The organism is Streptomyces sp. Je 1-4 4N24 (assembly GCF_026239515.1).
GTDB classification, from domain to species: domain Bacteria; phylum Actinomycetota; class Actinomycetes; order Streptomycetales; family Streptomycetaceae; genus Streptomyces; species Streptomyces nigrescens.
In genome coordinates this window covers 1,250,302-1,273,654 of record NZ_CP110836.1, presented here as the reverse complement: position 1 = coordinate 1,273,654, position 23,353 = coordinate 1,250,302, and the positions used below count along the sequence as shown (strand labels likewise).

General features: G+C 71.5%; 19 protein-coding genes. 7 read left to right on the top strand and 12 right to left on the bottom strand.

The window, feature by feature from the left end:
* Nucleotides 1–41: 41 nt before the first annotated feature.
* Nucleotides 42–899: a septum formation family protein gene (locus SLV14N_RS05310; RefSeq protein ID WP_263268336.1), complete on the top strand. Its 858-nt coding sequence runs from the start codon at nt 42–44 to the stop codon at nt 897–899.
* Nucleotides 900–1,019: 120 nt separating this feature from the next.
* Here the strand turns inward: SLV14N_RS05310 and SLV14N_RS05305 are convergent, their stop codons facing one another.
* From SLV14N_RS05305 to SLV14N_RS05275, 7 genes are all read right to left on the bottom strand, one after another.
* Nucleotides 1,020–1,859 (bottom strand): amino acid ABC transporter ATP-binding protein, encoded by an 840-nt coding sequence (locus SLV14N_RS05305; RefSeq protein WP_269470879.1) that lies wholly within the window; start codon nt 1,857–1,859, stop codon nt 1,020–1,022.
* Nucleotides 1,856–2,641 (bottom strand): amino acid ABC transporter permease, encoded by a 786-nt coding sequence (locus SLV14N_RS05300; protein ID WP_026169437.1) that lies wholly within the window; start codon nt 2,639–2,641, stop codon nt 1,856–1,858. Before SLV14N_RS05300 ends, SLV14N_RS05305 begins: the two co-directional genes overlap by 4 nt.
* A gap of 11 nt (nt 2,642–2,652) precedes the next feature.
* Entirely contained in the window at nt 2,653–3,450 is a 798-nt protein-coding gene (locus SLV14N_RS05295; RefSeq protein WP_208679957.1) for a basic amino acid ABC transporter substrate-binding protein, read from the bottom strand.
* 159 nt (nt 3,451–3,609) lie between these two features.
* Nucleotides 3,610–4,530, bottom strand: coding sequence for a homocysteine S-methyltransferase (gene mmuM / locus SLV14N_RS05290; RefSeq protein WP_208679956.1), 921 nt, complete (start codon nt 4,528–4,530; stop codon nt 3,610–3,612).
* 155 nt (nt 4,531–4,685) lie between these two features.
* A complete protein-coding gene (locus tag SLV14N_RS05285; protein WP_263268335.1) occupies nt 4,686–7,745 on the bottom strand; it encodes a glycoside hydrolase family 2 TIM barrel-domain containing protein in 3,060 nt (1,019 codons plus the stop codon).
* Between the two features lie 397 nt (nt 7,746–8,142).
* Nucleotides 8,143–9,459, bottom strand: a complete 1,317-nt coding sequence (locus SLV14N_RS05280; protein ID WP_263268334.1) for an SWF or SNF family helicase — start codon at nt 9,457–9,459, stop codon at nt 8,143–8,145.
* Nucleotides 9,456–12,455, bottom strand: coding sequence for a DEAD/DEAH box helicase (locus SLV14N_RS05275; RefSeq protein WP_263268333.1), 3,000 nt, complete (start codon nt 12,453–12,455; stop codon nt 9,456–9,458). Before SLV14N_RS05275 ends, SLV14N_RS05280 begins: the two co-directional genes overlap by 4 nt.
* A gap of 148 nt (nt 12,456–12,603) precedes the next feature.
* On the opposite strand from SLV14N_RS05275, the gene SLV14N_RS05270 reads away from it, so the two are divergent.
* Nucleotides 12,604–12,786, top strand: coding sequence for a hypothetical protein (locus SLV14N_RS05270; RefSeq protein ID WP_042161392.1), 183 nt, complete (start codon nt 12,604–12,606; stop codon nt 12,784–12,786).
* Between the two features lie 750 nt (nt 12,787–13,536).
* On the opposite strand, the gene SLV14N_RS05265 is transcribed toward SLV14N_RS05270, so the two are convergent.
* Nucleotides 13,537–14,319, bottom strand: coding sequence for a hypothetical protein (locus SLV14N_RS05265; RefSeq protein WP_263268330.1), 783 nt, complete (start codon nt 14,317–14,319; stop codon nt 13,537–13,539).
* 88 nt (nt 14,320–14,407) lie between these two features.
* Between SLV14N_RS05265 and SLV14N_RS05260 the strand changes: the two genes are divergently transcribed.
* On the top strand, nt 14,408–14,854 hold the full coding sequence (locus tag SLV14N_RS05260) for a hypothetical protein (RefSeq protein ID WP_263268328.1): 447 nt from the start codon (nt 14,408–14,410) through the stop codon (nt 14,852–14,854).
* A 102-nt stretch (nt 14,855–14,956) separates the two neighbouring features.
* Nucleotides 14,957–15,853 carry an oxygenase MpaB family protein gene (locus SLV14N_RS05255; protein WP_263268326.1) on the top strand — a complete coding sequence of 299 codons (897 nt, stop codon included), beginning with the start codon at nt 14,957–14,959 and terminating at the stop codon, nt 15,851–15,853.
* Between the two features lie 24 nt (nt 15,854–15,877).
* Here the strand turns inward: SLV14N_RS05255 and SLV14N_RS05250 are convergent, their stop codons facing one another.
* Nucleotides 15,878–16,489: a class I SAM-dependent methyltransferase gene (locus tag SLV14N_RS05250; protein ID WP_263268324.1), complete on the bottom strand. Its 612-nt coding sequence runs from the start codon at nt 16,487–16,489 to the stop codon at nt 15,878–15,880.
* 319 nt (nt 16,490–16,808) lie between these two features.
* Between SLV14N_RS05250 and SLV14N_RS05245 the strand changes: the two genes are divergently transcribed.
* Nucleotides 16,809–17,423, top strand: a complete 615-nt coding sequence (locus SLV14N_RS05245; protein ID WP_018088559.1) for an ATP/GTP-binding protein — start codon at nt 16,809–16,811, stop codon at nt 17,421–17,423.
* Between the two features lie 49 nt (nt 17,424–17,472).
* Here SLV14N_RS05245 and SLV14N_RS05240 read toward each other — a convergent pair whose 3' ends face one another.
* On the bottom strand, nt 17,473–17,901 hold the full coding sequence (locus SLV14N_RS05240; protein ID WP_208679949.1) for a PPOX class F420-dependent oxidoreductase: 429 nt from the start codon (nt 17,899–17,901) through the stop codon (nt 17,473–17,475).
* Between the two features lie 169 nt (nt 17,902–18,070).
* Here SLV14N_RS05240 and SLV14N_RS05235 point away from each other — a divergent pair, with 169 nt between their 5' ends.
* The gene (locus SLV14N_RS05235) at nt 18,071–18,478 is read left to right on the top strand and encodes a roadblock/LC7 domain-containing protein (protein ID WP_208679948.1); all 408 of its coding nucleotides are present in this window, start codon (nt 18,071–18,073) and stop codon (nt 18,476–18,478) included.
* Nucleotides 18,479–18,557: 79 nt separating this feature from the next.
* Nucleotides 18,558–19,454: a DUF6397 family protein gene (locus tag SLV14N_RS05230; protein ID WP_263268321.1), complete on the top strand. Its 897-nt coding sequence runs from the start codon at nt 18,558–18,560 to the stop codon at nt 19,452–19,454.
* Here the strand turns inward: SLV14N_RS05230 and SLV14N_RS05225 are convergent.
* Nucleotides 19,385–20,254 carry an acyl-CoA thioesterase II gene (locus SLV14N_RS05225; protein WP_018088563.1) on the bottom strand — a complete coding sequence of 290 codons (870 nt, stop codon included), beginning with the start codon at nt 20,252–20,254 and terminating at the stop codon, nt 19,385–19,387. The two genes, SLV14N_RS05230 and SLV14N_RS05225, sit on opposite strands and share 70 nt — an antisense overlap.
* A gap of 52 nt (nt 20,255–20,306) precedes the next feature.
* Nucleotides 20,307–22,820, bottom strand: a complete 2,514-nt coding sequence (locus SLV14N_RS05220) for an RNA helicase (RefSeq protein ID WP_263268319.1) — start codon at nt 22,818–22,820, stop codon at nt 20,307–20,309.
* Nucleotides 22,821–23,353 lie beyond the last annotated feature (533 nt).

The window sequence follows — 23,353 nt, the reverse complement described above, 5'->3', positions numbered from 1 at the left end:
CCGAGTCCCGTAAAACCGAGTAAAGAAGCAATCATTTCGCCATGAGCTTTCCTCCTCCGCCGCCGAACCAGCCGAACCAGCCTCCCCACCCCGCCCCGGGCGGCTTCGGCCCGCCGGCCGGTGGCTACGGTCCGGGCGATCAGGGCCAGGGCGGCTACGGCCCGGGTGGCTACGGTCCGCCTCCGGGCGGCAACCAGGCCCCCGGCGGCTACGGCCCGCCCGCGGGTGGCTACGGCCCGCCCGGCCCCGGCGGCCCCGGTGGTCCCGGCGGCTGGCAGCAGCCGCCGCCCGGCCCGCCCGGCGGTGGCGGCAACGGCAAGGTCATCGCGGCGATCATCGGCGGCGGGGTGCTCGTGCTGGCCGCCGTCATCACCGTCATCGTGGTGAGCAACAGCGACGACAGCGGCAACCACCGTGCCCAGCCGTCCGGTTCGAGCACCAGCGCCACCCCGTCCGAGAGCGCGTCCCCGACGCCCTTCGGTGATCCGACGCCCACCGCGACGCCCACCGACAGCGACTTCGAGAGCGCCCTGCCGACGCCCTCCAACGGCAAGATCCCCTTCTATCTGCTGAAGGTCGGCGACTGCTACGACCGTCCGGTGGGCGGCGGCGGCACCAATGACGAAGCCTCCTGCAACGGCCCGCACGACGCCGAGGTCGTCAGCACCCACCGGCTGGGGTCCGGACTCACCACCGAGTCGGACATCAAGGACAAGGCCTCGTCGCTGTGCCGCAACGAGCTGGAGCGCAAGGCGGCCCGGCAGCCCCCCGGCACCGCTGAGGGCACCTACATCCAGTACCCCAACCTCAACGGCTACAAGCTCGGCATCAAGACCATCAGCTGCAGCCTGGCGGGCAACAGCACCATGACCAAGAAGCTCACCAAGCCGCTGTCCTGAACCGAGGCGGAGGACGGCGGACCTCCACGGGGCGAGGGCGGAGCGCCACTTTTCCGGCGTTCCGCCCTCGCCCCGTCGGCACACGTACCGCGGCGGCCCGTCGCACGAGGCGCCAGGCGCTCAGCGATCGACCCGCTTGCCCGCCGCGCCGGTGTCCGCGACCTCGCCGACCTCGGCGGCCGCCGGATCCAGCACCCGCGCCAGAAACGTTCTGGTCCGCTCGTGCTGCGGGGCACCCACCACCTGCTCCGGGGTTCCCTGTTCGACGATCACCCCGCCGTCCATGAACACCACCCGGTCGGCGACCTCCCGCGCGAAGCTCATCTCATGGGTGACGACGAGCATCGTCATCCCTTCCTGCGCCAGCGACCGCATCACCGCCAGCACATCACCGACCAGCTCCGGGTCCAGTGCCGAGGTCGGCTCGTCGAAGAGCATCAGCTGCGGCTCCATCGACAGCGCACGGGCGATGGCCACCCGCTGCTGCTGCCCGCCCGACAACTGCGCCGGATAGGCGGCCGCCTTGTCGCTCAGCCCGACCCGTTCGAGGTTGGCACGGCCGATCCGCTCCGCCTCGGTACGGTCGCGGCGCAGCACCCGCCGCTGGGCGATCGTGAGATTCTCCAGCGCGGTCAGATGCGGAAAGAGGTTGAAGGACTGGAAGACCATCCCGATCCGCCGGCGGACCCGGTCGATGTCCACGTCCGGGTCGGTGACCTCGGTGCCGGCCACCACGACCCGGCCCGCGCTCGGCTCCTCCAGCAGATTCACACAGCGCAACAGGGTCGATTTCCCGGACCCCGAGGGGCCGATGACACACACCACCTCACCGCGCGCCACCGAGAAGTCGATACCGCGCAGCACCTCCAGCTCCCCGAAGGCCTTGCGCAGGCCCTGGACGTCGATGGCCTTCGCGTCCGCCGTCTCCGGTGCCGCCTGCTCGGTCGTCACGCCGCTCACCTGGCCTTCGCCGTACGGGCCTCCAGCCGACGGACCAGCTGGCCGAGGGGGAGGGTGATCACGAGATAGAGCAGCCCGGCGATCAGGATCGGGGTCAGGCTCTTGTGCTCATTGAGCGCGTCCCGGCCGAAGTTGGCCAGCTCGAACTGGGTGAGGGACAGACCCAGCAGATACACCAGAGAGGAGTCCTTGGTCAGCAGGATCAGTTCATTGGTCAGCGGCGGCAGCACGATACGGAACGCCTGCGGAATGACGATCGAGGCCATTGCCCGCCCCTGCGACATCCCCAGCGAACGCGCCGCCTCCGTCTGCCCCTTGGGGACGGCCTGGATACCGGCCCGGATGGTCTCCGCCATATAGGCGGCGCCCACCAGGCCCAGCGACAGCATCACGGTGATGTTCATATCGAGCGCGACCTCGAAGGCCAGCGGCACACCGAAGCCGAGCGCGATGAACACCAGCAGACAAGGAATGCCGCGGAAGAACTCGATATAGGTGACCGCGATCCAGCGGTAGGGCGGCACCGACGAGAGCCGCATCAGCGCGAGCACCAGCCCCAGCGCAAGACCGAAACCGAATCCGAGCAGGGTGTAGAGGACGGTGTTGACCAGCGCCGTGGTGATGATCTCGGGGAAGAGCGCCTTCGCGACCTCGACGTCGAAGAACGCCATCCGCAGCTGATGCCAGTCGGCGATCAGCGCGAAGACCACCACGGCGGCGACCAGGACGCCGTACTGCACGCCGCGGGTGATCCGCGCGCGCTGTCTTTTGGACACAGGCATGATGGCCGGCCTCAGCTCTGCGGGGTGGTGCCGAACCACTTCTTGTAGATCCGGTCGTAGCTCCCGTCGGATTTCGCCTTCTTGATCGCCGCGTTGATCTTCTTGCGCAGCGCGTCATTGCCGGTCCGTACGCCGATGCCGTAGTGCTCACCGGTGTTGAATTCCGCGGTGACCTTGGTGTCCGGGTTCTGCTTCACATAGTCGAGGAGCACCCCGTTGTCATTGATACCGGCAGCGACCTGGCCGGACTTCACCGCGGTCAGCAGCAGCCCCAGATCCTCGAACTCCACCAGTTCGACGCCCTTGCCGTGCTCCTTGGCGTAGATCCCGCCGGTGGTGGCCTTCTGATAGCCGAGCTTTTTGCCCTTGAGATCCTCGATCTTCTTGACGGGCTTGCCCTGCTTCGTCAGCAGCGCCTGGGTGGCATTGAAATAGGGGTCGGAGAAATCCATGACCTTGTCCCGCGCCGACGTGATCGTCATGCCGGCGGCGGCCAGGTCGCATTTGCGGATGGTGAAGTCCTGGCCGGTCTCGATGCCTTCAAAGGGGGTGTTGACGATCTCCTGCTTGACGCCGAGATCCTTGGCGACCAGGTCCACCAGATCCACATCGAACCCGACGACCTTGCCGTCCTTCTTCACCTGGAACGGTGCGTACGGAAGGTGGGTGCAGGTCTTCAGGGTCCCGGAAGAGACCAGTTCCAGACCGCCGGAACCCTTCTTCCCGTCGGACTTGGTGCTGCTGCACCCCGCCAGAACGACGACGGCCGTGGCAACGGCTATGACAGGCAACGCGGAGCGAGCGGACACAGGCCCTCCAGGGGCAGGATGAACATCAACCAAGCCATGCGTGCTGCGATGTGGCTGCATCCTGCCATCGGCCCGGGGCTCTGTCGCCGCTGCGTCGGTTGCGTCTGTGTAACGCCTTCGGCCCGCGTCCGGGGCCGCCGGTCCCGCTCCCGGGGCCCGTCAGCGGCCGAGCCCGGCCGCCAGCTCGGCGATGGCGTCCGGGCCCACCCGGCAGCAGCCCCCGATGAGCCGGGCACCGTCCGCGGCCCAGGCGGCGACCCGGTCCGCGCTGAACGCCGGGCTGCCGCACCAGGCCCGCGCGGCGGCGTCCCAGCTCTCCCCGCTGTTCGGATAGACCACCACCGGCTTGCCGGTGACCTGCGCCGCCAGCCGCACGGCCCGGTCCGCGTCGTCCGGTGCGCAGCAGTTCACCCCCACCGCGATCACCTCGTCGGCCTCCGCCGCCACCGCGAACGCCTCCGCCAGCGGCTGCCCGGCCCGGGTACGGTCCCCCGCGACGCTGTACGACAGATAGGCCGGGACCCCCAGCCCGCGCACCGCCCGCACCAGCGCACGGGCCTCCTCCGCGTCCGGCACCGTCTCCAGCGCCAGCACATCGGGCCGCGCCGCGGCCAGCACCTCCAGACGCGGCCGGTGGAACCGCTCCAGCTCCGCCACCGACAGTCCGTAGCGGCCGCGGTATTCGGAGCCGTCGGCCAGCATCGCGCCGTACGGGCCCGCCGAGGCGGCCACATACAGCGGCCCGGTGACCCCGCCGGCCAACGCCCGCCCGGCCGCCTCACGGGCCAGCTCCACACTCCGGGTGAGCAGCTCCGCGGCCTGCCCGGCACCGATGCCGCGCCGCGCGAACCCCTCGAACGTCGCCTGATAGCTGGAGGTGATCGCGACCTGCGCCCCGGCCTCGTAGTACGCCAGATGTGCCTCCACGACGGCCGCCGGCTCCTCGGCCAGCAGCCGTGCCGACCACAGGGCGTCGCTGAGGTCGTGTCCGGCGGCCTCCAGCTGGTTCGACAGCCCGCCGTCGAGGACGACCGGTCCCGCGGCGAGGGCGTCGGCGAGCGGCGGGGAGGTGCTGACCATGGTGCAAAGCCTCTCGGTGCTGCGGGGCGCGCGGGTACCCACGCCTCACTCAAGATCGTATCCCCGGCCGGCGCGCACGCTCCGGGGCGCCATCGTGCGTACGGCACCGTGCGCCGGCCCGGACAGTGCGACCGGCGCACGGTGGCGCGCGGGGGTCAGCCCAGCGATGAGAACACGAACGAGAAGCGCGCCGGCGCCACCTCCAGCCGGTGCTGCGGCAGCACCCCCGGCCCGCACGACTGGCTGCCGATGCCGTGCTGAGCATGGTCGAGATGGACCCACAGATCCTCGCCGGGCCGCAGATCCGTGGTGTGGCGGGCCGCGGTCAGCTCCTCAGCCGGCCACCGGCGGGCGGCGAAGAAGAAGTCCGGGTCACCCTCGATCCGCAGGCCCGAGCCGTCCGTACGGGTCAGCTCCGCCCAGCGCACCCCCGGCCGCGCACCGTTCTCCTGCGGCCGGACGTAGGGCGTCTGGAGCGCGTCCACCGGCATCGACCAGCGGCTGACCCGGGCGGCGGCCCGGGTGTCCGGATAGCCCTCACCGGGCCCGCCGCCGAACCAGGTGGCGAGGCCCAGGCTGCCGCACACCCGCATCCGCACCCCCAGCCGCGGCAGCGGAACCGGCCAGTCGCCTTCCGGATCGACGCTCAACTCCAGCCGCAGCACGTCGTGTCGGGCCGTCCAGCGGTAGACCGTGCGCAGCGCCGACGACGTCCCGGCCGGGGCGACCCGGGTGCGTACCACCAAGGACCGCGGGCCGGTCTCGACGGCATCGACGCGGTGCCGCATCCGGTGCAGACCGAGCCGTCGCCACTCGGTGGCCGGCCGTGGCTCCGGCTGCCAGGGCGCGGCCTCGTCGTTGTCGGTCGGCGCCCGCCACACGTCCAGCCGGGGCCCGTCGAGGCGCACGCCGTCCAGATAGCCGAGCGTTCCCGTGGTGGCGTCGAAGGTCCCCGGACCGAGGACGATCACATTGCCCTCTCCGCGGCGCGGGGTGGCGGTGGCCGCCGGGGGAGTGGCGGCGGGGCGCGGTGCGGCCACCTGGCCCCAGGCGACCTCGTGCCCGGGGGGCGCCCATGCGGTGTCCTCGGCCAGGACGGCCTGGACCGTCCAGATCCGCTCCCCGTCGTCGCCCGGCTCGTCCTCCGGTGGCTCCGGCAGCTCCTCCGTGGCCGACGCGCCGGGCGCCAACGGGGGTACCTCCAGCCAGCCGTGGCCATGGGGTATGCCGTCCACCTCGTAGACATAGCGGAATTCGAGGTGGCCGAGGCCGGCGAAGTCGTACAGATTGGTGATCCGGACCGTGTGCGCCGCCCCGGCGCCGGCGCCCCCGGACTCGATCCGCACCGGCTCGATGACCTTCTTGAACTCCAGCAGGCCGGGGGAGGGCACCCGGTCGGGCAGGACCAGCCCGTCGCAGACGAAATTGCCGTCGTGCAGCTCCTCGCCGAAGTCGCCGCCGTAGGCATGGAACACCTCACCGGCAGGGGTCCGCTGCCGCAGCCCGTGGTCGATCCACTCCCAGACGAAACCGCCCTGGCAGCGCTCATAACGCTCGAACAGCCGCTGGTACTCGCTCAGTCCGCCGGGACCGTTGCCCATGGCATGCGCGTACTCACACAGCAGGAACGGGAGCCCCCGCCGCCGCGCGTCCAGTTCCGGGTCGGACAGCGGCTCCTCCGCGCGCCGCCCGATGCGCTCCACCTCGGCGTGGTCGGCGTACATCCGCGAGTAGACATCGGTGTCCGCGCAGCTGCGGTCGCCCTCGTAGTGCAGCGGGCGGGACGGGTCGCGCTCGCGCATCCACGCGGCCATCGCGGACAGCCCGCGCCCCGTGCCGCACTCGTTGCCCAGCGACCACAGCACGATGCTCGGGTGGTTCTTGTCCCGCTCGGCCATCCGCCGGGCCCGGTCGAGCAGCGCCGGCTCCCAGCGCGCGTCATCGACCGGATTGTCCCGCCAGCCCTGCTGGGCGAACCCGTGTGTCTCCAGATCGCATTCGTCGATCACCCACAGGCCCAGCTCGTCGCACAGATCGAGGAAGGCGGGGTGCGGCGGATAGTGGCTGGTGCGCACCGCGTTGATGTTGTGCCGCTTCATCAGCAGCAGATCGCGGCGCATCGTCTCGGGGCCGAGAGTGCGTCCGGAGCGCGGATGGAACTCATGGCGGTTGACGCCGCGCAGCAGGATCCGCCGGCCGTTGACCTTCAGCAGCCCGCCCTCGACGCGGACCGTACGGAAGCCGATCCGCAGCGGGATCCGCTCGCCGGGGGTGACCAACTCCCCGTCGTAGAGGTGCGGTTCCTCGGCCGTCCAGGGACGGACCGGGACCGTGGCGCTCTCTCCGGTCGCCAGATCGAGGCCGAGCGCCGGGACGGTCACCCGGCCGGCCGGTTCGCACTCCACCCGCAGGGTGCCGTGGCCCGTGATGTGATCGAATCCGGCGTGGACGAAGTGGTCGGCGACCGAGCCCTCGGGACGGCGATGGAGCGAGACGTTCCGGAAGATGCCGGGCAGCCACCACTGGTCCTGGTCCTCCAGATAACTGCCCGACGACCACTGGTGCACCCGCACCGCCAGCACATTGCGGTGCGGCCGCAGCAGATGCCCTGCCTCGAACTCGTGCGGCAGCCGGCTGCCCTTGAAATGGCCCAGCTCCACCCCGTTGAGCCAGACCCGGGCGCAGGACTCCACCCCGCCGAAGTGCAGCACCGCGGGCCCTCCCCCCCACCCCTCCGGCAGATCGAAGAGCCGCCGGTGATCTCCCGTCGGGTTCTCGTCCGGCACCCGCGGCGGATCGACCGGGAAGGGGTAGGCGGTGTTGGTGTAGGCGGGCGCCCCGCCGAACTGCGGCCGGTCACCGCCCCCGTAGGAGCCCTCGGCGGCGAAGCGTCCCATGAGCGGCCAGTGGCCGGGCACCCGCAGCTCCTGCCACTGCGAGTCGTCGAAGTCGGGCCGGGCGAACGCGTCGTCCTCGGTGGTGGCGCCTGCCGAGAGCCGGAAACGCCAGGTGCCGTGCAGCGAGATGCGGGCGGCGTCCGAGCGCGCGTACCAGGCGCGGGGCGGCAGGGCCCCGCTTCCCGGCGAACGGTCCTCGTAGTACGGGAGTTGCCGGGGCCGGCCGGGGTGGTGCGGTGCGTGGTCCGTCCCGTCGGGGGTCCGTGCGGGCGGTGCGGACGGCATGGGGTGCGGTGTGTGCGGCGGGGTGCCGGTCACTGGTCCTCCTGCTGCGGGCGGCGTGCCTGGCGTGGGGGATCAGTTCAGCGAACCATGCGCGGCGGCACGGCGCAGCCGGATGGGGAGGATCGGGCCACAGCGGCCGGGAAGCCGTCCGTCCGGCCCCGGGTCAGCGGCCGACCCTGGACGGCGAACGGGCTGAGCTTCACGATCGGCGCCGGATCGCCGGTGAGGTGCATGGGGATCGAGCAACTCGAACACATTGCGGCCGTCACCCGCCTCGGCTCCTTGCACAGAGCCGCCGAAGAACTCCCTCTGTCCCAGCGGTCCCCAAGGCCGCCCGCGACCTGCACGAACTCTTCGTACGACGCACAGCCGCGCACCGCGGCGCAGGGGAGGACGGAGCTGACCCCGCCCCGCCCCACCCCGTGCCTCTTCACTCCTCCGCCGACACCCCCGCCAGCGCGCCCGCCGGATCGTCCGTGGCCGGACCCGCGGGCACCCACCGCCCGCCTTCCCTGCGATACGGCCACCAGCGGCCGTCCCGCCCGTAGCGCAACTGGGCCGCGCCGCCCACGACCGTCCAGCGGTTACGGGTGACCCGCAGCCGCGGCCGGGTCTCCTCGTCCTCCCACGCGGCCGCCAGCCGGCCGGTGGCCCGTGCCAGCGCCTCCGGCTCCGGTGTCCACTCCTCCTCCAGGACCGCGAGCCCCGCCGCGCCACCCAGCTCCCAGGCCCGTACGGCCGACGCCAGACTCCGCGCATCCCGCCCCGAACCGGCCGCCAGCCGCGCCGATATGACCGCGCCCGGACCGGCCGCCGCCAGCCGCACCGCATCCTGGGCGGGCGCCAGAACGGGCGGCGGCGGACTGTCCGGATGCCCGGTGGACAGCGCATCCGCCAGCAGCCCCTGGGCGCGCGCCGCCGCGTCCCCGATCAGAAACTCCAGCGCCGCCACCTCCACCCCGGGCGCGGGCGGGGTGCCGCCACCGAGCACCGGCGGGGCACCCGGCGCGGCGACCGGCGGCGGTGCCGCGGGCAGCGGCGGCAGAATGTCCCGCGCCGCATACGCCTCGGCCGCCGGCACCCCCGCACCGGACCGCTCCGCCGCCGCGGCCTCGCCTACCGGCAGCTCCGCCCGCGACGCGCTGCGCGCCTGCACCTCGTCCAGCAGCTCCCGCTCACCCCGGCCGCGCATCAGCAGCAGGACGAACGGGTCCTGGTCCAGCAGCCGCGCCAACTGGTAGCACAGCGCGGTCGAATGCGCGCAGTGGTCCCAGGCCCCACAGCTGCACTCCGGCTCCAGGTCCCCGATGCCCGGCAGGAGTTCGATCCCGGCCGCGGCGGCGTCCTCGACGAGGACCGGCGGCATGTCACGGTCCAGCAGCGCCGCGATGTGCCCGGCCCGGTCCGCGACCATGTCCAGGAAGCGGTCCCAGTCCGCCGCGCTCAACTGCTGCAGCAGGACATCGGACCGGTGCCGCGTATGGTCAGGGTCCTGGACGACCGCGGTGATCCGTCCGGGGCGCACCGACACCGCGCCGACCGCACCGGCCCGCGCATGCCGCCGGCCCAGCTTCACCTGCGCGCCGTCCAGCGCGGTGTCCTCCAGCGCCTTGAGCCACGCCTGCCCCCACCAACTCTGGGCAAAGGCCCGCCCACGGGCCGCGGGCAATGCCTCGAACGTCCGCTCAGCGGCAGCGGAAGCCCCCTCGTCCAGGTACATCGGTCCCTCATCTCCAGGCGTGTTCATCGTTCGTTCCCCCGCAGTGCGACCAGATCCGCCAGCTCGGCGTCGGTGAGTTCGGTCAGCGCGGCCTCGCCGGACCCCAGCACCGCATCGGCCAACTGCTGCTTACGGGAGAGCATGTCGGCGATCCGGTCCTCGATCGTGCCCTCCGTGATGATCCGGTGGACCTGCACCGGCTGGGTCTGCCCGATGCGGTAGGCGCGGTCGGTGGCCTGCGCCTCGACGGCCGGATTCCACCAGCGGTCGAAGTGCACGACATGCGCCGCCCTGGTGAGGTTCAGACCGGTACCCGCCGCCTTCAACGACAGCAGGAACACCGGCGCCGCCCCGTCCTGGAAGCACCGCACCATCTCCTCGCGGCGGGCCACCGGCGTCCCGCCGTGCAGGAACTGCGTGGGCACCCCGCGCGCCGCCAGATGCCCCTCCAACAGCCGCGCCATCTGCACATACTGCGTGAACACCAGCACGCTCGCGCCCTCGGCGAGGATGCTGTCCAGCAGCTCGTCCAGCAGCTCGACCTTTCCCGAACGCCCCGCGATCCGCACCGCTCCCGCCGCGCGGCCGTCCTTCGCCGGGCCACCCTCCTTCAAGTACTGCGCGGGGTGGTTGCAGATCTGCTTGAGCGAGGTGAGCAGCTTGACCACCAGCCCGCGGCGGGCCAAGCCGTCCGTCCCGGCGATCTCGGCGAGCCCCTCGCGCACCACGGCCTCGTACAGCCCGGTCTGCTCCTTGGTCAGCGCCACCGCACGGTCGGTCTCCGTCTTGGGCGGCAGCTCCGGCGCGATCCCCGGATCGGACTTACGGCGGCGCAACAGGAACGGCCGCACCAGCCGGGCCAGCCGCTCGGCCGCCGCGCCCGCCTCCGGGGACGCCGCCGCACCGCCCTCGATGGCCTGCGCATAGTGCGTACGGAACCGGCCCAGCGGCCCCAGCAGTCCCGGTGTCGTCCAGTCCAGGATCGCCCACAGCTCCGACAGATTGTTCTCCACCGGGGTACCGGTCAGTGCCACCCGGGCCTTGGCGGGCAGGGTCCGCAGCGCCCTGGCGGTCGCGGAGAACGGATTCTTGGTGTGCTGGGCCTCATCGGCGACGACCAGCCCCCAGCCCACCTCCGCCAGCTTCCCGGCATCGACCCGCATCGTCCCGTACGTGGTGAGCACGAACTCGCCGTCCGCCAGCTCCGCCAGACTGCGCCTCCCGGCATGGAAGCGCCGTACCGGGGTGCCCGGCGCGAACTTCTCGATCTCCCGCTGCCAGTTGCCCATGAGGGAGGTGGGGCAGACGACAAGGGTGGGACCGGCCGACTCGGGAGCGGTCTGCCGGTGCAGATGCAGGGAGATGAGCGTGATCGTCTTCCCCAGCCCCATGTCGTCGGCGAGACAGGCACCCAGCCCCAGCGAGGTCATCCGGTGCAGCCAGCCGAGCCCGCGCAGCTGGTAGTCGCGCAGCGTCGCGGTGAGCGCCGCAGGCTGCCGGACCGGCGTGGTGTCGCCGCCCTCCGGGTCTGCCAGCCGGTCGCGCAGCCGGGCCAGCCAGCCGGAGGCCGCCACCTCCACCCGGCCGCCGTTCCCGTCCTCGACACTGCCGGTGAGCGCGGCGCCGAGCGCATCGAGCGGCGTGACCTTACGCTCCTGCCGGTCCCGGGCGGCCCGCACCGCCGCCGGATCGATCAGCACCCACTGACCGTGCAGCCGCACCAGCGGCCGCCCCGCCTCGGCCAGCCGGTCCAGCTCCGCCCTGTCGATCTCCTGGTCCCCCACCGCGAACCGCCAGCTGAACGAGAGCAGGGCATCCGCCGACAACAGCGAGGGCAGCCCCGCGCCCCTCCCCTCGGGTTCGTCACCGCCGCCCGCCTCCGGCGGCCCCACCACGGCCCGCGCGCTCAGCGTGCGCGCCAGCTCCTTCGGCCAGTGCACCTGCACCCCGGCGGCGGCCAGCGCACCGGCGGCCGGCCCGAGCAGCTCGGCGATCTCCTCGTCGGCAAGATCCAGCGCATCGGGCACCGCCGCGGACAACAACGGGGTGAGCGGCGCCCAGGCGTCCGCTGCCCGGCGCAACGTCAGCAGCGTGTCCATCCGCGCCCGCGGCCCGAACGCCTGCCCGGCCGTCGAAGCCCCCGCCCACACCTCCGCGGCATCCGCGACCAGCGTCGGATCGGTGAGGCTGTGCAACTGGAGAACGGCCTTGAACGTGAAGCGGGACCGAGCGCCGGCGCCACCGGCCGCATCGCCGCGCAACCGGCTTCCGGCCGCATCCGCCTCGCCGGGCTGCTCCCCGCCCCGCCCATCGGGGGCCATCGCCTCCACCGCCTGCGCGCCGTGCACCTCCACCCGCAGGGAGATCCGTACGCCCGCGTCGTGCCCCGCGGCGACGTCAGCGGCCCAGGCGCGCTGTTCGGGGATGTGCTGCGGGGCGGTCACCGCGAAGGCCGGCGCTCCGGTCGCCAGCGCGGCGCCGGGGGAGCGCGGCAGCCCGTCCGCCACCGCGTCGAGGAAGGCCCGGACGTGCCGCTCGGGATCCGGCAGCTGCAACGGGTCGGTGTCCGGGAGCGGGGCGGCGTGGGCGTACGGCGGCATCGCGGCGGCGAGATCGCGCAGCCGCGCCAGGTCCTCCGGGTCGAGCGGCCCCAGCCGCCAGGCGTCGTATCCGGCCGGGCTGACCCCGGGCAGTATCCGGCCACGGGCCGCGAGCTGCAGCGCCAGTACGGAGGCGGCCCCCCAGAAGGCGGCAGCCGGATGGGCGTCGCGGCCGGCCCGCGCACGGGTGAGCACCGGCACCGCGTCGGCCACCGTCAGTACCAGGGCCGGAACCTCGCACAAGGAGACCCCGCCGTCGTCGTCCGGCAGGGCCACGCCCAGCGACGCGTCCCCCACGGGTTCACCATCAGGCCGCCAGAAGGCGATCCGCCCGGCCCGTGGCGGATCCGACGGCAGGAAAACCGCTGCGCACTGCGCGAGTGCGGAGAGCTGAGCGGGGGTGACCGCGGGAAGGGATGTCACTGGGTCCTAGACTCCTCAAGTTTGACTACTGGCGACTGGAGCGCCCGAGGGTACATGACAGCGCACCCTTGGAAGGAACCTGCAGCGCGAAAACGGCGTTCAATGGAGTACACAGAGCGCGGCATGCGCCGCGGAAGGGGCGTGAAGGATGTCCACACAGGCGAAGGTCGCGGTCGGCGGGGTCGCGGTGGGAGTGATCCTGCTGTGGCTGCTGCCCTTCTGGGCGGCCCTCTTGGTCATGGTCGGAATCCCGGCCGTCGCGTATCTGACACTCGACTCCTCCCAACGACGCCGCCTGCGCCGCGTCAGCCGCAAACAGCTCGGCCGCTGAACGTACGCGGGTTGCCGTGGGCTGGCTTCGGTGCGGGGTTGCCCTGGGCTGGGGCCGGGGTTGGTGCGGGGTTGCCGTGGGCTGGGGCCGGGGTTGGTGCGGGGTTGCCGTGGGCTGGGGCCGTTTCGCCTACGGGTTGTGGGTGGTGGGTCGGAGGGGACGCCCGGTAACCCGTCCTCGGCGCGGGCGGCCCTGGTCCCGGAGGTTGGGAGCCCCGTTGTTCGCTCCGGTCCTGCGGGCGGCTCACCGGACATCCCCTCCGACCGCCGTACGTGCGCGGCTCTCCCGCCGTACCGATCACCGTCACGGCCGTACGCAGCAGGTCTTGGCAGGGACCTGGCCGGGCCGCTCGTTGGGCGCGGCCAGGGTCTGGGTCGTAACGGACGGTGTCACCGGGCCGCAGTCGGCAACGCTGAATGGTTGGAGGGGATGTACCGGGGCCCGCCCGCAGGACCGGAGCGAACGCCGGGGCAATCAATCCCATGGACCCGCGTCGCCCGCGCCGAGGACGGGTGCCGGTGCGTCCCCTCCGACCCCCGCGGCAACCACGCAACCCGCACAGCGCCAGCCCCCACGGACCCGGACGGCAGACACGGATCCCGCACGGCCCCAGCCCCCACAAAGCCGGACGGCAGCCACGCACCCCGCACCGCCCCAAGCCGCACCGCCCAAGCCGCACCGCCCAAGCGGCCCGCACGAGACCCGCAAGGCCCCAACCCCACCTGCCGCAACGCTCCGCGAACCGGCGAGTCAGACCGGCCGCGTCGACAGCTCGTCGAGTGACGTCAGCAGGCCGGGCAGTTCGGGGCCGCGGCCCACCGGATGGACCTCGCCCGGCTCCTCGTCCAGCAGCACGAACGCGATGTCATCGGTACGGGCAACCATGCTCCAACCAGGCCCGTCAACCCGCAGTGTGCGCGCCTCACCGGCCGCGAACGACGACCGCACCCGCCCGGGCGGCGGCGGATCGTTCACATAGCCGCGGGCCTCCTCCAGCACCCGCCGCACCCCCTTGTGCGCCTGATCACCCGGCTCGGCAAAGCTGACGTCGCCCTCCACCTGATCACGCCACGCCGCCCATTGCATGGCGATCTCGTCCGCGCCGAGCCGCCGTTGCGCCGGCCCCCACTCCTCGGCGTCCGGCGGGGTGAGCGGTGCCGGGTCGCCCTCCTGCGGCTCAGGGTCGTGCGGCTGCGGCACACCCGGTGCCGCTACGGCGAGCGCGAGCGGCCAGCCGGGCAGCGCCCCGACGATGCTGTTCTCGCCGGGCGAGAGGTCGTACTCCATGCCGCAGTCCCAGGCCGCGATCGCGCAGGCGACCAGTGACACATCCTCCGTCACCACGGTCCAGCGTGCCCCGTCGCCGTCCTGACCGAGGACCAGCCCGTAGCCCTCCGCGTACGGTTCGAGGCCCAGCCCTGTGCACACCTCGGGGTAGTCGTCGCCGAGCACGCTCGGGAACTGCGCGGGCGTCAGCAGCACCGCCGTCAGCACGAACAACTGGTCGTTGTCGGCGCTCTCGGTCGTGGGCACGCGGGCCTCCCCATCGGTCCATTGCGGAGTACGTCGGCGCACCCTAATTGGCTTGGTACGGGCTTGTCACCAGCCGTACGCTGCGTGGATGTGTTTTTACAGCCGCCGGATGCACTTTGTGTGCCTGGCCTGCCGGGCCGCGTGGAAGAAGACGCCGGTCTCGCAGGGGCCCGGCCACTGCCCGCAGTGCCGTGGTGAGCTGATCAACGCGGGCGCGGATGTGGCGGTGCCCAAACGGCGCGACGCGGCCGGCTGGCGTGCGCTGGAGGCTGTGCTGCGCGCCGGGCTGACCTTCCACGGCGGATGCTGCGGTACGGGGCCGGGCTACCGGCCGCGCACACCACGCGAGGTCAAGGAGCGGCTGGCGCTCGCCGGCCGCACCGGCATGCCGGTCAAGGCGGCGCTGGCGGTGGTGGATCCCACGCTCACCGACCGCTACGGTGCCGACGCGCGTACCCCGGGGCGCGGCACCCGCGGCGGTCGGCAGCCGGCCGGTGTGCCGAAGCACTCATGGGAGACCTCCCGGCGTGACTGATTCCGGCCACCGCGCGACGTGATCTGACGCCCCGCTGCACCGTTCAAGTGCCGCCCACGCCCGTAAAATTGGCGCTTCGGCGAACGAAGGGACGGTTGTCAGGTGCGGCGCTACGACTGGTTGAGGGAGATCCGGCGGCTCGACCCGGAGCGCGACTTCCTGCGGATCTACCGCATCATCGCGACCCATGAATTCCCCTGGGACCTCACCCGCGCCCTGGAGCTGGCGCTCTACCGCACCTATGCCGTGCCGAGCATCGGCCGGCTGCTCGCCGAGACGGCGGAGCTGACGGACCGTACCCAAAAGCGCTATGACGACACCGCGCTCCTCCTGGACGCCGTCGTCGAGCACGGCTTCGACAGCGACGACGGCCGGACGGCGATCCGCCGCATCAACCAGATGCACCGCAGCTACGACATCAGCAACGAGGACATGCGCTATGTCCTGTGCACCTTCGTGGTGGTGCCCAAACGGTGGCTCGACGACTACGGCTGGCGGCGGCTGACCGCCCACGAGCAGCATGCCGTCGCCACCTACTACCGCACCCTCGGCCGCCATATGGGCATCACCGAACTCCCGCAGACCTACGAGGACTTCGAGCAGTGCCTCGATGCCTACGAGGAGGCGCACTTCGGCTGGGACGAGGGCGCGCGAAGGGTCTCGGACGCGACCTTGGACCTGATGGCGGGGTGGTACGGCCCGCTCGCCCCGGTGGTGCGCGGTGCCAGCATGGCCCTCCTGGACGACTCGCTGCTGCACGCCTTCCGGTACGAGCGGCCCAAGCCGGCGGTCCAGAAGGCGGTACGGACCGCCCTGAAGCTGCGCGCCAAGGCCGTACGGCTGCTGCCGCCCCGCCGCACCCCGCACTACGCCCGCCAGAACCCCGAGATCAAGGGCTATCCGAACGGCTTCCGGGTCGCCGAGCTCGGCACCTTCCCCGCCTCCCGCCGCACCGGCAGCTGCCCGGTTCCGCACGGGGAGGGCCCGGCGGCGTCCTGAGACACCGGTGCTGTCCGCGTGCCGTCATCCCCGGCGGACCGCCAGCGCCAGGTAGCGGGCGTCCTCGTCCTCGTACCGGACGAGTTCCCAGCCGCAGTCGGTGAGGAGGGGCCGCAGATTCGGCGCCGCCCGCAGATCGTCGGGCGTGACCGGGCGGCCCTTGCGCGCGGCGAGGGCGGCCCGCCCGATGGGGTGGAAGAGAGCCAGCCGGCCACCGGGGCGTACGGTCCTGGCGAGTTCGGTGAGACCGCCCGCCGAGTCCGGCAGATGCGAGAGGAGACCCGCGGCGAAGACGGCGTCCAGCGCGGTGTCGGGCAGCGGCAGCCGGGCCACGTCCGCGAGCAGCAGCGCCGCGTCACGGTCGCGCCCGGCCTGGACGGCGGCCTGCAGCATCTCGGGCGTGAGATCGGCGCCCAGCACCGTTCCTCGCGGTCCCACGGCCGCCCGCAGCGCGGGCAGCGCGCGTCCCGTACCGCAGCCGGCGTCCAGGACCCGCTCGCCTTCCTGGAGGCCCAGTTCGGCGACGCCTGCCGCATAGGCGGGGCCGTCGTCGGGGAACTTCGCGTCCCAGGTGGCGGCGCGTGACGCGAAGAACGTACGGACCTCGTGCGGACGGTCGGCGTGGTGGTCGGTCATCGGGCTCCTCCGGGAGTGCGACGGTCGGCGAGGCGGGCGGTGCAGGCGCACAGGGCACCCGTGGAGCCGGTCACCGGGGCCGGTGACCCGTGTCGCTCCGCCTCGCCAGGGGCCAACTATCACGAATTCGGAGGTACATGGGCTTCTTGATCGGAAGACGTGACGGCTTTGGCATTTTCGAGAAAATCCCTGTCAGCGGGCGATACGTTCCTCGCCATGGATTTCGGGCGGTCCTCTGCCGCCGAAGGCTCCCCCCGTCGAGCCATGGATCCGCATACCCCATGACGCGCAGGACCCTGCATCCTGGAGGAGACGGCTGATGAACGCCGCACAAGGGGCCCCGGAGGGCGCAGCCCCGGGCCTCGACGCCGAGTTGACCCTGAAGATCTTAGTCGCGGGCGGCTTCGGCGTGGGCAAGACAACCCTGGTGGGCTCGGTCAGCGAGATCCACCCGCTGCGTACGGAGGAACGGCTCAGCGAGGCGGGTGAGACGGTCGACGACACCGGGGGAGTGGACCGCAAGGGCACCACCACGGTGGCGATGGACTTCGGCCGCATCACCATCCGCCAGGGCCTGTCCCTCTACCTCTTCGGCACCCCGGGGCAGGACCGCTTCTGGTTCCTGTGGGACGACCTGTCGGAGGGCGCACTGGGCGCCGTCGTCCTGGCCGACACCCGGCGCCTGCAGGACTGCTTCCCGGCGGTCGACTACTTCGAGCGCCGCGCGATCCCGTTCCTGGTGGCCGTCAACTGCTTTGCGGAGTCCCGCTCCTACGGCGCCGACGAGGTGGCCCGCGCGCTGGACCTGGACCGCGGCACCCCCGTCGTGCTCTGTGACGCGAGGGACCGCGACTCCGGCAAGGAAGTGCTGGTGCGGCTCGTCGAGCACGCGGGGCGGCGGCACTCCGCCAGGGTGCTGGATTCGGTGGGATGACCGGCGGCGGCATGTGGCGCGGCGCCGGACGGCCCGCGCCACATGCCCCTCAGCCCGCCACGTCCGCCAGCGCGATGACCTTGTCGATCCTGACCCGTACCACCAGCTCGCCCGGAACACCGTTGCGGGCGCCGTACTCCTCCGCCTGCTCCTCGCCCATGTAGCGGGCCGCGATCCGGGTCGCCCAGTGACGGACATCCGCCAGCTCGCTGCTGATCTCCGCGGCGCCCTGTACCACCACGAAGGAAAACGGTGGCCGGTCGTCGTCGATGCACAGTGCCACTCTGCCGTCGCGGGCGAGGTTGCGGCCCTTGACCGTCTCCTCCCCGGTGTTGAACACCAGCTCGTCACCGTCCATGAGGAACCACACCGGGGCGACGTGCGGGCCGCCGTCATCCCGTACCGTCGCCAGCTTGCCGGTACGGGTGCCCTCGGAAAGGAACCTCTGCCACTCGTCCTTCGTCATCTTGTGTGCCATGCCGACATCCTCGGCCATGCGGCACGAACCGGCGCCGCGTGGCACGCCGGGCCGTGGGGCCGCTTGCCGAGACGGCGGAGGTGGGACAGGCTGGCAGGGCAGCCTTTGAACGGACCACGGGCTGCGGTCCGGCCAAGAGCGCGGGCTCAGACACGGGGAGGAAGCAGCAATGGCATTGAGCAGCGGACTCGACTGGCTGCTGGACGACCTGACCAAACGGGTGGAGAAGGTGCGGCACGCGTTGGTGCTCTCCAACGACGGCCTGGTGACCGGGGCGAGCGAGGGACTGCAGCGGGAGGACGCCGAGCATCTCGCGGCGGTCGCCTCGGGGTTGCACAGCCTCGCTAAGGGGTCGGCGCTCCACTTCGGCATCGGGCGGGTGCGCCAGACCATGGTCGAGTTCGACGACGGGGTGTTGTTCGTGACGGCGGCGGGGGACGGCAGCTGCCTGTGCGTGCTGGCCGGAGCCGACGCCGACCTGGGCCAGGTCGCCTACGAAATGACGCTGCTGGTCAACCGTGTCGGCGAGCATCTGGGCGTCGCGGTCCGCCAGCCGGAAAGTTATCCACAGGTCTGAGGCGGGGGTTGACCCACTGTCATCGCCTGCGGCTACAGTCGTCACTGTCAGTGATCGACCGAGTTGCGGGGGAACCGACATGACAGTGATGTGCGACGGGCAGCAGACGCTCACCATGGGGCGAGCGGCCCGTGAACTGGAGCTGAGGACCGGCGAGTTGGAGCTCGCCACCCAGCTCGGAAAGGTGCGGACGGTCCTGGCCGGGACCGTCGGCCGGCCGGGAGCCGGCGGATCGCTCGGCCGACGCCGGGTCCCGGCGGAGGAGATCGCCCGACTGCAGGCCGAGCCGGGCTTCCCCGACGCGCTCCGCGAACGGATCCGCACGGTCAGCACCAACGAGGCGGCCGAGTTGATGGGCATCGGCCCCGGACGGGTCGTGCGCCTGACCCGGGCCGGCTGCTTCGGCCCCGTCAGGTTCTATGTGAACCGCTACGGCGCGGTGGTCTGGCTCTATCTCGCGGCCGAGGTCACCGACTTCGCCGACCGCGAACCCGACCTGATGCGGGGCAACACCCCTGCGGCGATGCGGGTGATGCTCGACAGCGGACAGGACTGGCGGGCCCGCCAGTGGCGCAGCCGACGGGTCGCCCAGCTCATGGGGCAGACCGACGATCCCTGGGAAGCGGCAGCGGTGATCGCCGCCGTGCTGCCCCCGGAGGAACTGGCCTCGGTGGCCGAGGACCCGCGGGAGCGGTCCCTGCTGCGCCGGCTACGGCCCGTTCTGGCCTCCGTGATCACGGTGACCCCGGCCGCCCGGGAATCCTTCGAACGCGTGCTGACGGCGGACGAGTTCGACGAGGTGATGTGGTACCGCGTCAACCTCTCCCGCGAGCTCGAAACGGCCCGCAGGGAAGACCCGGGACGGCTGCGGAAACCCGCCGCCGCGACCTCCGCCACCCGCCCCGGTCAGCCGCCGAGTTTCCTGAACAGCCCCTCCTGGACGACCGAGACCAGCAGCCTGCCCTCCCGGTCGTAGATCCGCCCGCGGGCCAGCCCCCGGCCTCCGGTGGCGATCGGCGACTCCTGGTCGTAGAGGAACCACTCGTCCGCGCGGAACGGACGGTGAAACCACATCGCATGGTCGAGCGAGGCCATGTCGAACCCGCGCGGCCCCCAGAGCGGTTCGATGGGGATGCGGACGGCGTCCAGCAGCGTCATATCGCTGGCGTAGGTCAGCGCACAGGTGTGGACGAGGGGATCGTCGCCCAGCGGCCCGACCGCGCGCATCCACACCGCGCTGCGCGGTTCCGCACCCTCGATCTCGTCCGGCGTCCAGCGCAGCCGGTCGACATACCGGATCTCGAACGGCATCCTGCGCGCCATCCGCTCCAGCCCCTCGGGCAGATCGCGCAGGCGCTCGCGGACCTCGTCCGCAACCGTCGGCAGATCCTCCGGGTCGGGCACCGCCCGACGCATCGGCAACTGATGATCGAAGCCGGGCTCCGGCTTGTGGAAGGAGGCGGTCAGATTGAAGATCGTGCGTCCCTGCTGGACGGCGACGACCCGGCGCGTGGTGAAGGACCGCCCGTCGCGGACCCGCTCGACCTGGTACACGATCGGCACCCCCGGCCGGCCGGGCCGCAGAAAGTACGCATGGAGCGAGTGGACCGGGCGGTCCCCTTCCGTGGTCCGCCCGGCCGCCACCAGCGCCTGGCCCGCGACCTGCCCGCCGAAGACCCGCTGCAGCGATTCCTGGGGACTGCGGCCCCGGAAGATGTTCACCTCGATCTGCTCGAGATCCAGCAGATCGACCAGCTTCTCGGCAGGATTGGTCATGACCGGTGGCCCTCCGTCATATCCCTCGGCGGCCTCGGCCGAAGCCGCCGCCTCACAACTGACCCACGTCCGTGACCCGCACGACCGCGCGCCCCTCCTCGTCGGAGGCGGCCAGATCCACCTCCGCGGAGATGCCCCAGTCGTGATCACCGTTCGGGTCGGCGAAAGTCTGCCGCACCTTCCACAGTCCGTGCTCGGCATCCTCCTGAATCTGCAGCAGCTTCGGGCCGCGCGCATCCGGACCGGTGCCCAGCTCGTCGTATTCGTCCCAGTAGGCGTCCATCGCCTCGCCCCAGGCGTCCACGTCCCAGCCGGAATCGGCATCCATCTCGCCGAGCTCCTCGACCTTGTCCAGCGCCGCCAGCTCCACCCGCCGGAACATCGCATTGCGCACCAGCACACGGAACGCCCGCGCGTTGGCCGTGACCGGCCGGACCTGATCCGCCCGCTCCGCGGCCTGCTCCGCCGTCTCCACCTCCGGATTGGCGAGCTGTTCCCACTCGTCCAGCAGACTGGAGTCGACCTGCCGCACCATCTCGCCCAGCCAGGCGATGATGTCCTCGAAGTCCTCGGACTTCAGATCGTCCGGCACGGTGTGGTCCAGCGCCTTGAACGCACTCGCCAGGTAGCGCAGCACGATCCCCTCGGTGCGCGCCAGCTCGTAGAAGGACGTGAACTCCGTGAAGGTCATGGCGCGTTCGTACATATCGCGGATGACCGACTTCGGCGACAGCGGGTGGTCGCCGACCCACGGGTGGCTCTTGCGGTAGAGGCCGTAGGCGTGGAAGAGCAGCTCTTCCAGCGGCTTGGGGTACTCGACGTCCATGAGCCGTTCCATGCGCTCTTCGTACTCGACGCCGTCGGCCTTCATCTGGGCGACCGCCTCGCCCCGGGCCTTGTTCTGCTGCGCGGCCAGGATCTGCCGCGGATCGTCCAGCGTGGACTCCACCACCGAGACCATGTCCAGCGCGTACGACGGCGACTCGGGGTCGAGGAGGTCGAACGCGGCCAGGGCGAACGTCGACAGCGGCTGGTTGAGCGCGAAGTCCTGCTGAAGATCCACGGTCAGCCGGACGATCCGGCCCTCCGCGTCCGGCTCCGCCAGCCGCTCCACGATCCCGCCGTCCACCAGCGAGCGGTAGATCGCGATGGCCCGCCGGATGTGCCTGATCTGGTTCTTGCGCGGCTCATGGTTGTCCTCGAGGAGCTTGCGCATCGCCTCGAAGGCATTGCCCGGCCGGGCGATCACGGACAGCAGCATCGCGTGCGTCACCCGGAAACGGGAGTTCAGCGGCTCCGGATCGGACGCAATCAGCTTCTCGAAGGTGTTCTCACCCCAGTTGACGAAGCCCTCCGGCGCCTTCTTGCGCACCACCTTCCGGCGCTTCTTGGGGTCGTCGCCCGCCTTCGCCAGCGCCTTCTCGTTCTCCACGACATGCTCGGGAGCCTGCGCGACCACAAAGCCCGCGGTGTCGAAGCCGGCCCGGCCGGCGCGGCCGGCGATCTGATGGAACTCCCGCGCCCGCAGCGTCCGCACCCGCGAGCCGTCGTACTTGGTCAGCGCGGTGAACAACACCGTACGGATAGGGACATTGACACCCACGCCGAGCGTGTCCGTACCGCAGATGACCTTCAGCAAACCCGCCTGCGCCAGCTTCTCGACGAGCCTGCGGTACTTCGGCAGCATGCCGGCGTGGTGCACGCCGATGCCATGGCGGACATACCGCGACAGGTTGCGTCCGAACTTCGTGGTGAACCGGAAGTTGCCGATGAGCTGAGCGATCTCGTCCTTCTCGGCACGTGTGCACATATTGATGCTCATCAGGGCCTGCGCCCGCTCCACGGCGGCGGCCTGAGTGAAGTGCACGATGTAGACGGGAGACTGGCGGGTCTCCAGCAGCTCGGTGAGTGTCTCCGTGAGTGCCGTCGTGCGGTACTCGTACGACAGCGGCACCGGCCGCGTGGCCGAGCGCACGACCGACGTCGGCTTCCCCGTGCGCCGGGTCAGGTCCCCCTCGAAGCGCGACATGTCGCCGAGCGTCGCCGACATCAGGATGAACTGCGCCTGCGGCAGTTCGAGCAGCGGAATCTGCCAGGCCCAGCCACGGTCCGGCTCGGCATAGAAGTGGAACTCGTCCATCACGACCTGGCCGATGTCGGCGTCCTTGCCGTCCCGTAGCGCTATCGAGGCGAGCACCTCGGCGGTGCAGCAGATCACCGGTGCGTCGGCGTTGACCGATGCGTCGCCGGTGAGCATGCCGACGTTCTCGGTGCCGAACATCTTGCACAGATCGAAGAACTTCTCCGAGACCAGCGCCTTGATGGGCGCGGTGTAGAAGGTGACCTGATCATTGGCGAGAGCGGTGAAGTGCGCGCCGGCCGCCACCAGGCTCTTACCGGAGCCGGTGGGGGTGGACAGGATGACGTTCGCTCCGGAGACCACCTCGATCAGCGCCTCCTCCTGGGCAGGGTAGAGCGCGATGCCCTGCTGCTCGGCCCAGCCCGAAAAGGCTTCGAAGAGGGCATCGGGGTCGGCGTCGTTCGGCAGATGATCGATGAGGGTCACGCCCCCCATACTGCCTGTCTTCGGCCCAGATCAGGGAACCGGCGGCCCAGAGGAAGCCCGGCCGAAGATCGACACCCCCACAAACCACTCGCCCTGCGGCCCGCCCCTCCCCGCAAAGCCCCTCGCCGCAGCCCCACCCGCCACCGCGAAATCCCCCCTGACCTGCAAGAACGTAGACCTCCGGGCCCGATAGCCGGCCGCCCCGCGTCGGGGCGAGTGAACCCGCGACGCCCACGGAAGGAAGGCGGTGACGCCCCCTTCCGGCTCCCGGTAGCCCCGACAGCCCCGGCATCCAGGGAGGCTTCCGCGCAAGGTCTTTACAACCCGTACACGACTGCGGACGCACTGTCGTCATCGCTGATCCCGCTTCGTGCGGCGGTGCGCTCGGTGCGTGGCGGAGATCACCCGGGGTGCGGTGGTTGCTGAGCTGTGCGGAGGTTCCCGTTCTGTGTCGCTGGGGTGAGGGGTTGGGGCGTCGTCCCGCGATCGGGGCGTCCCACGATCGGGGCGCCGACTGATTGGGGCACCGACTG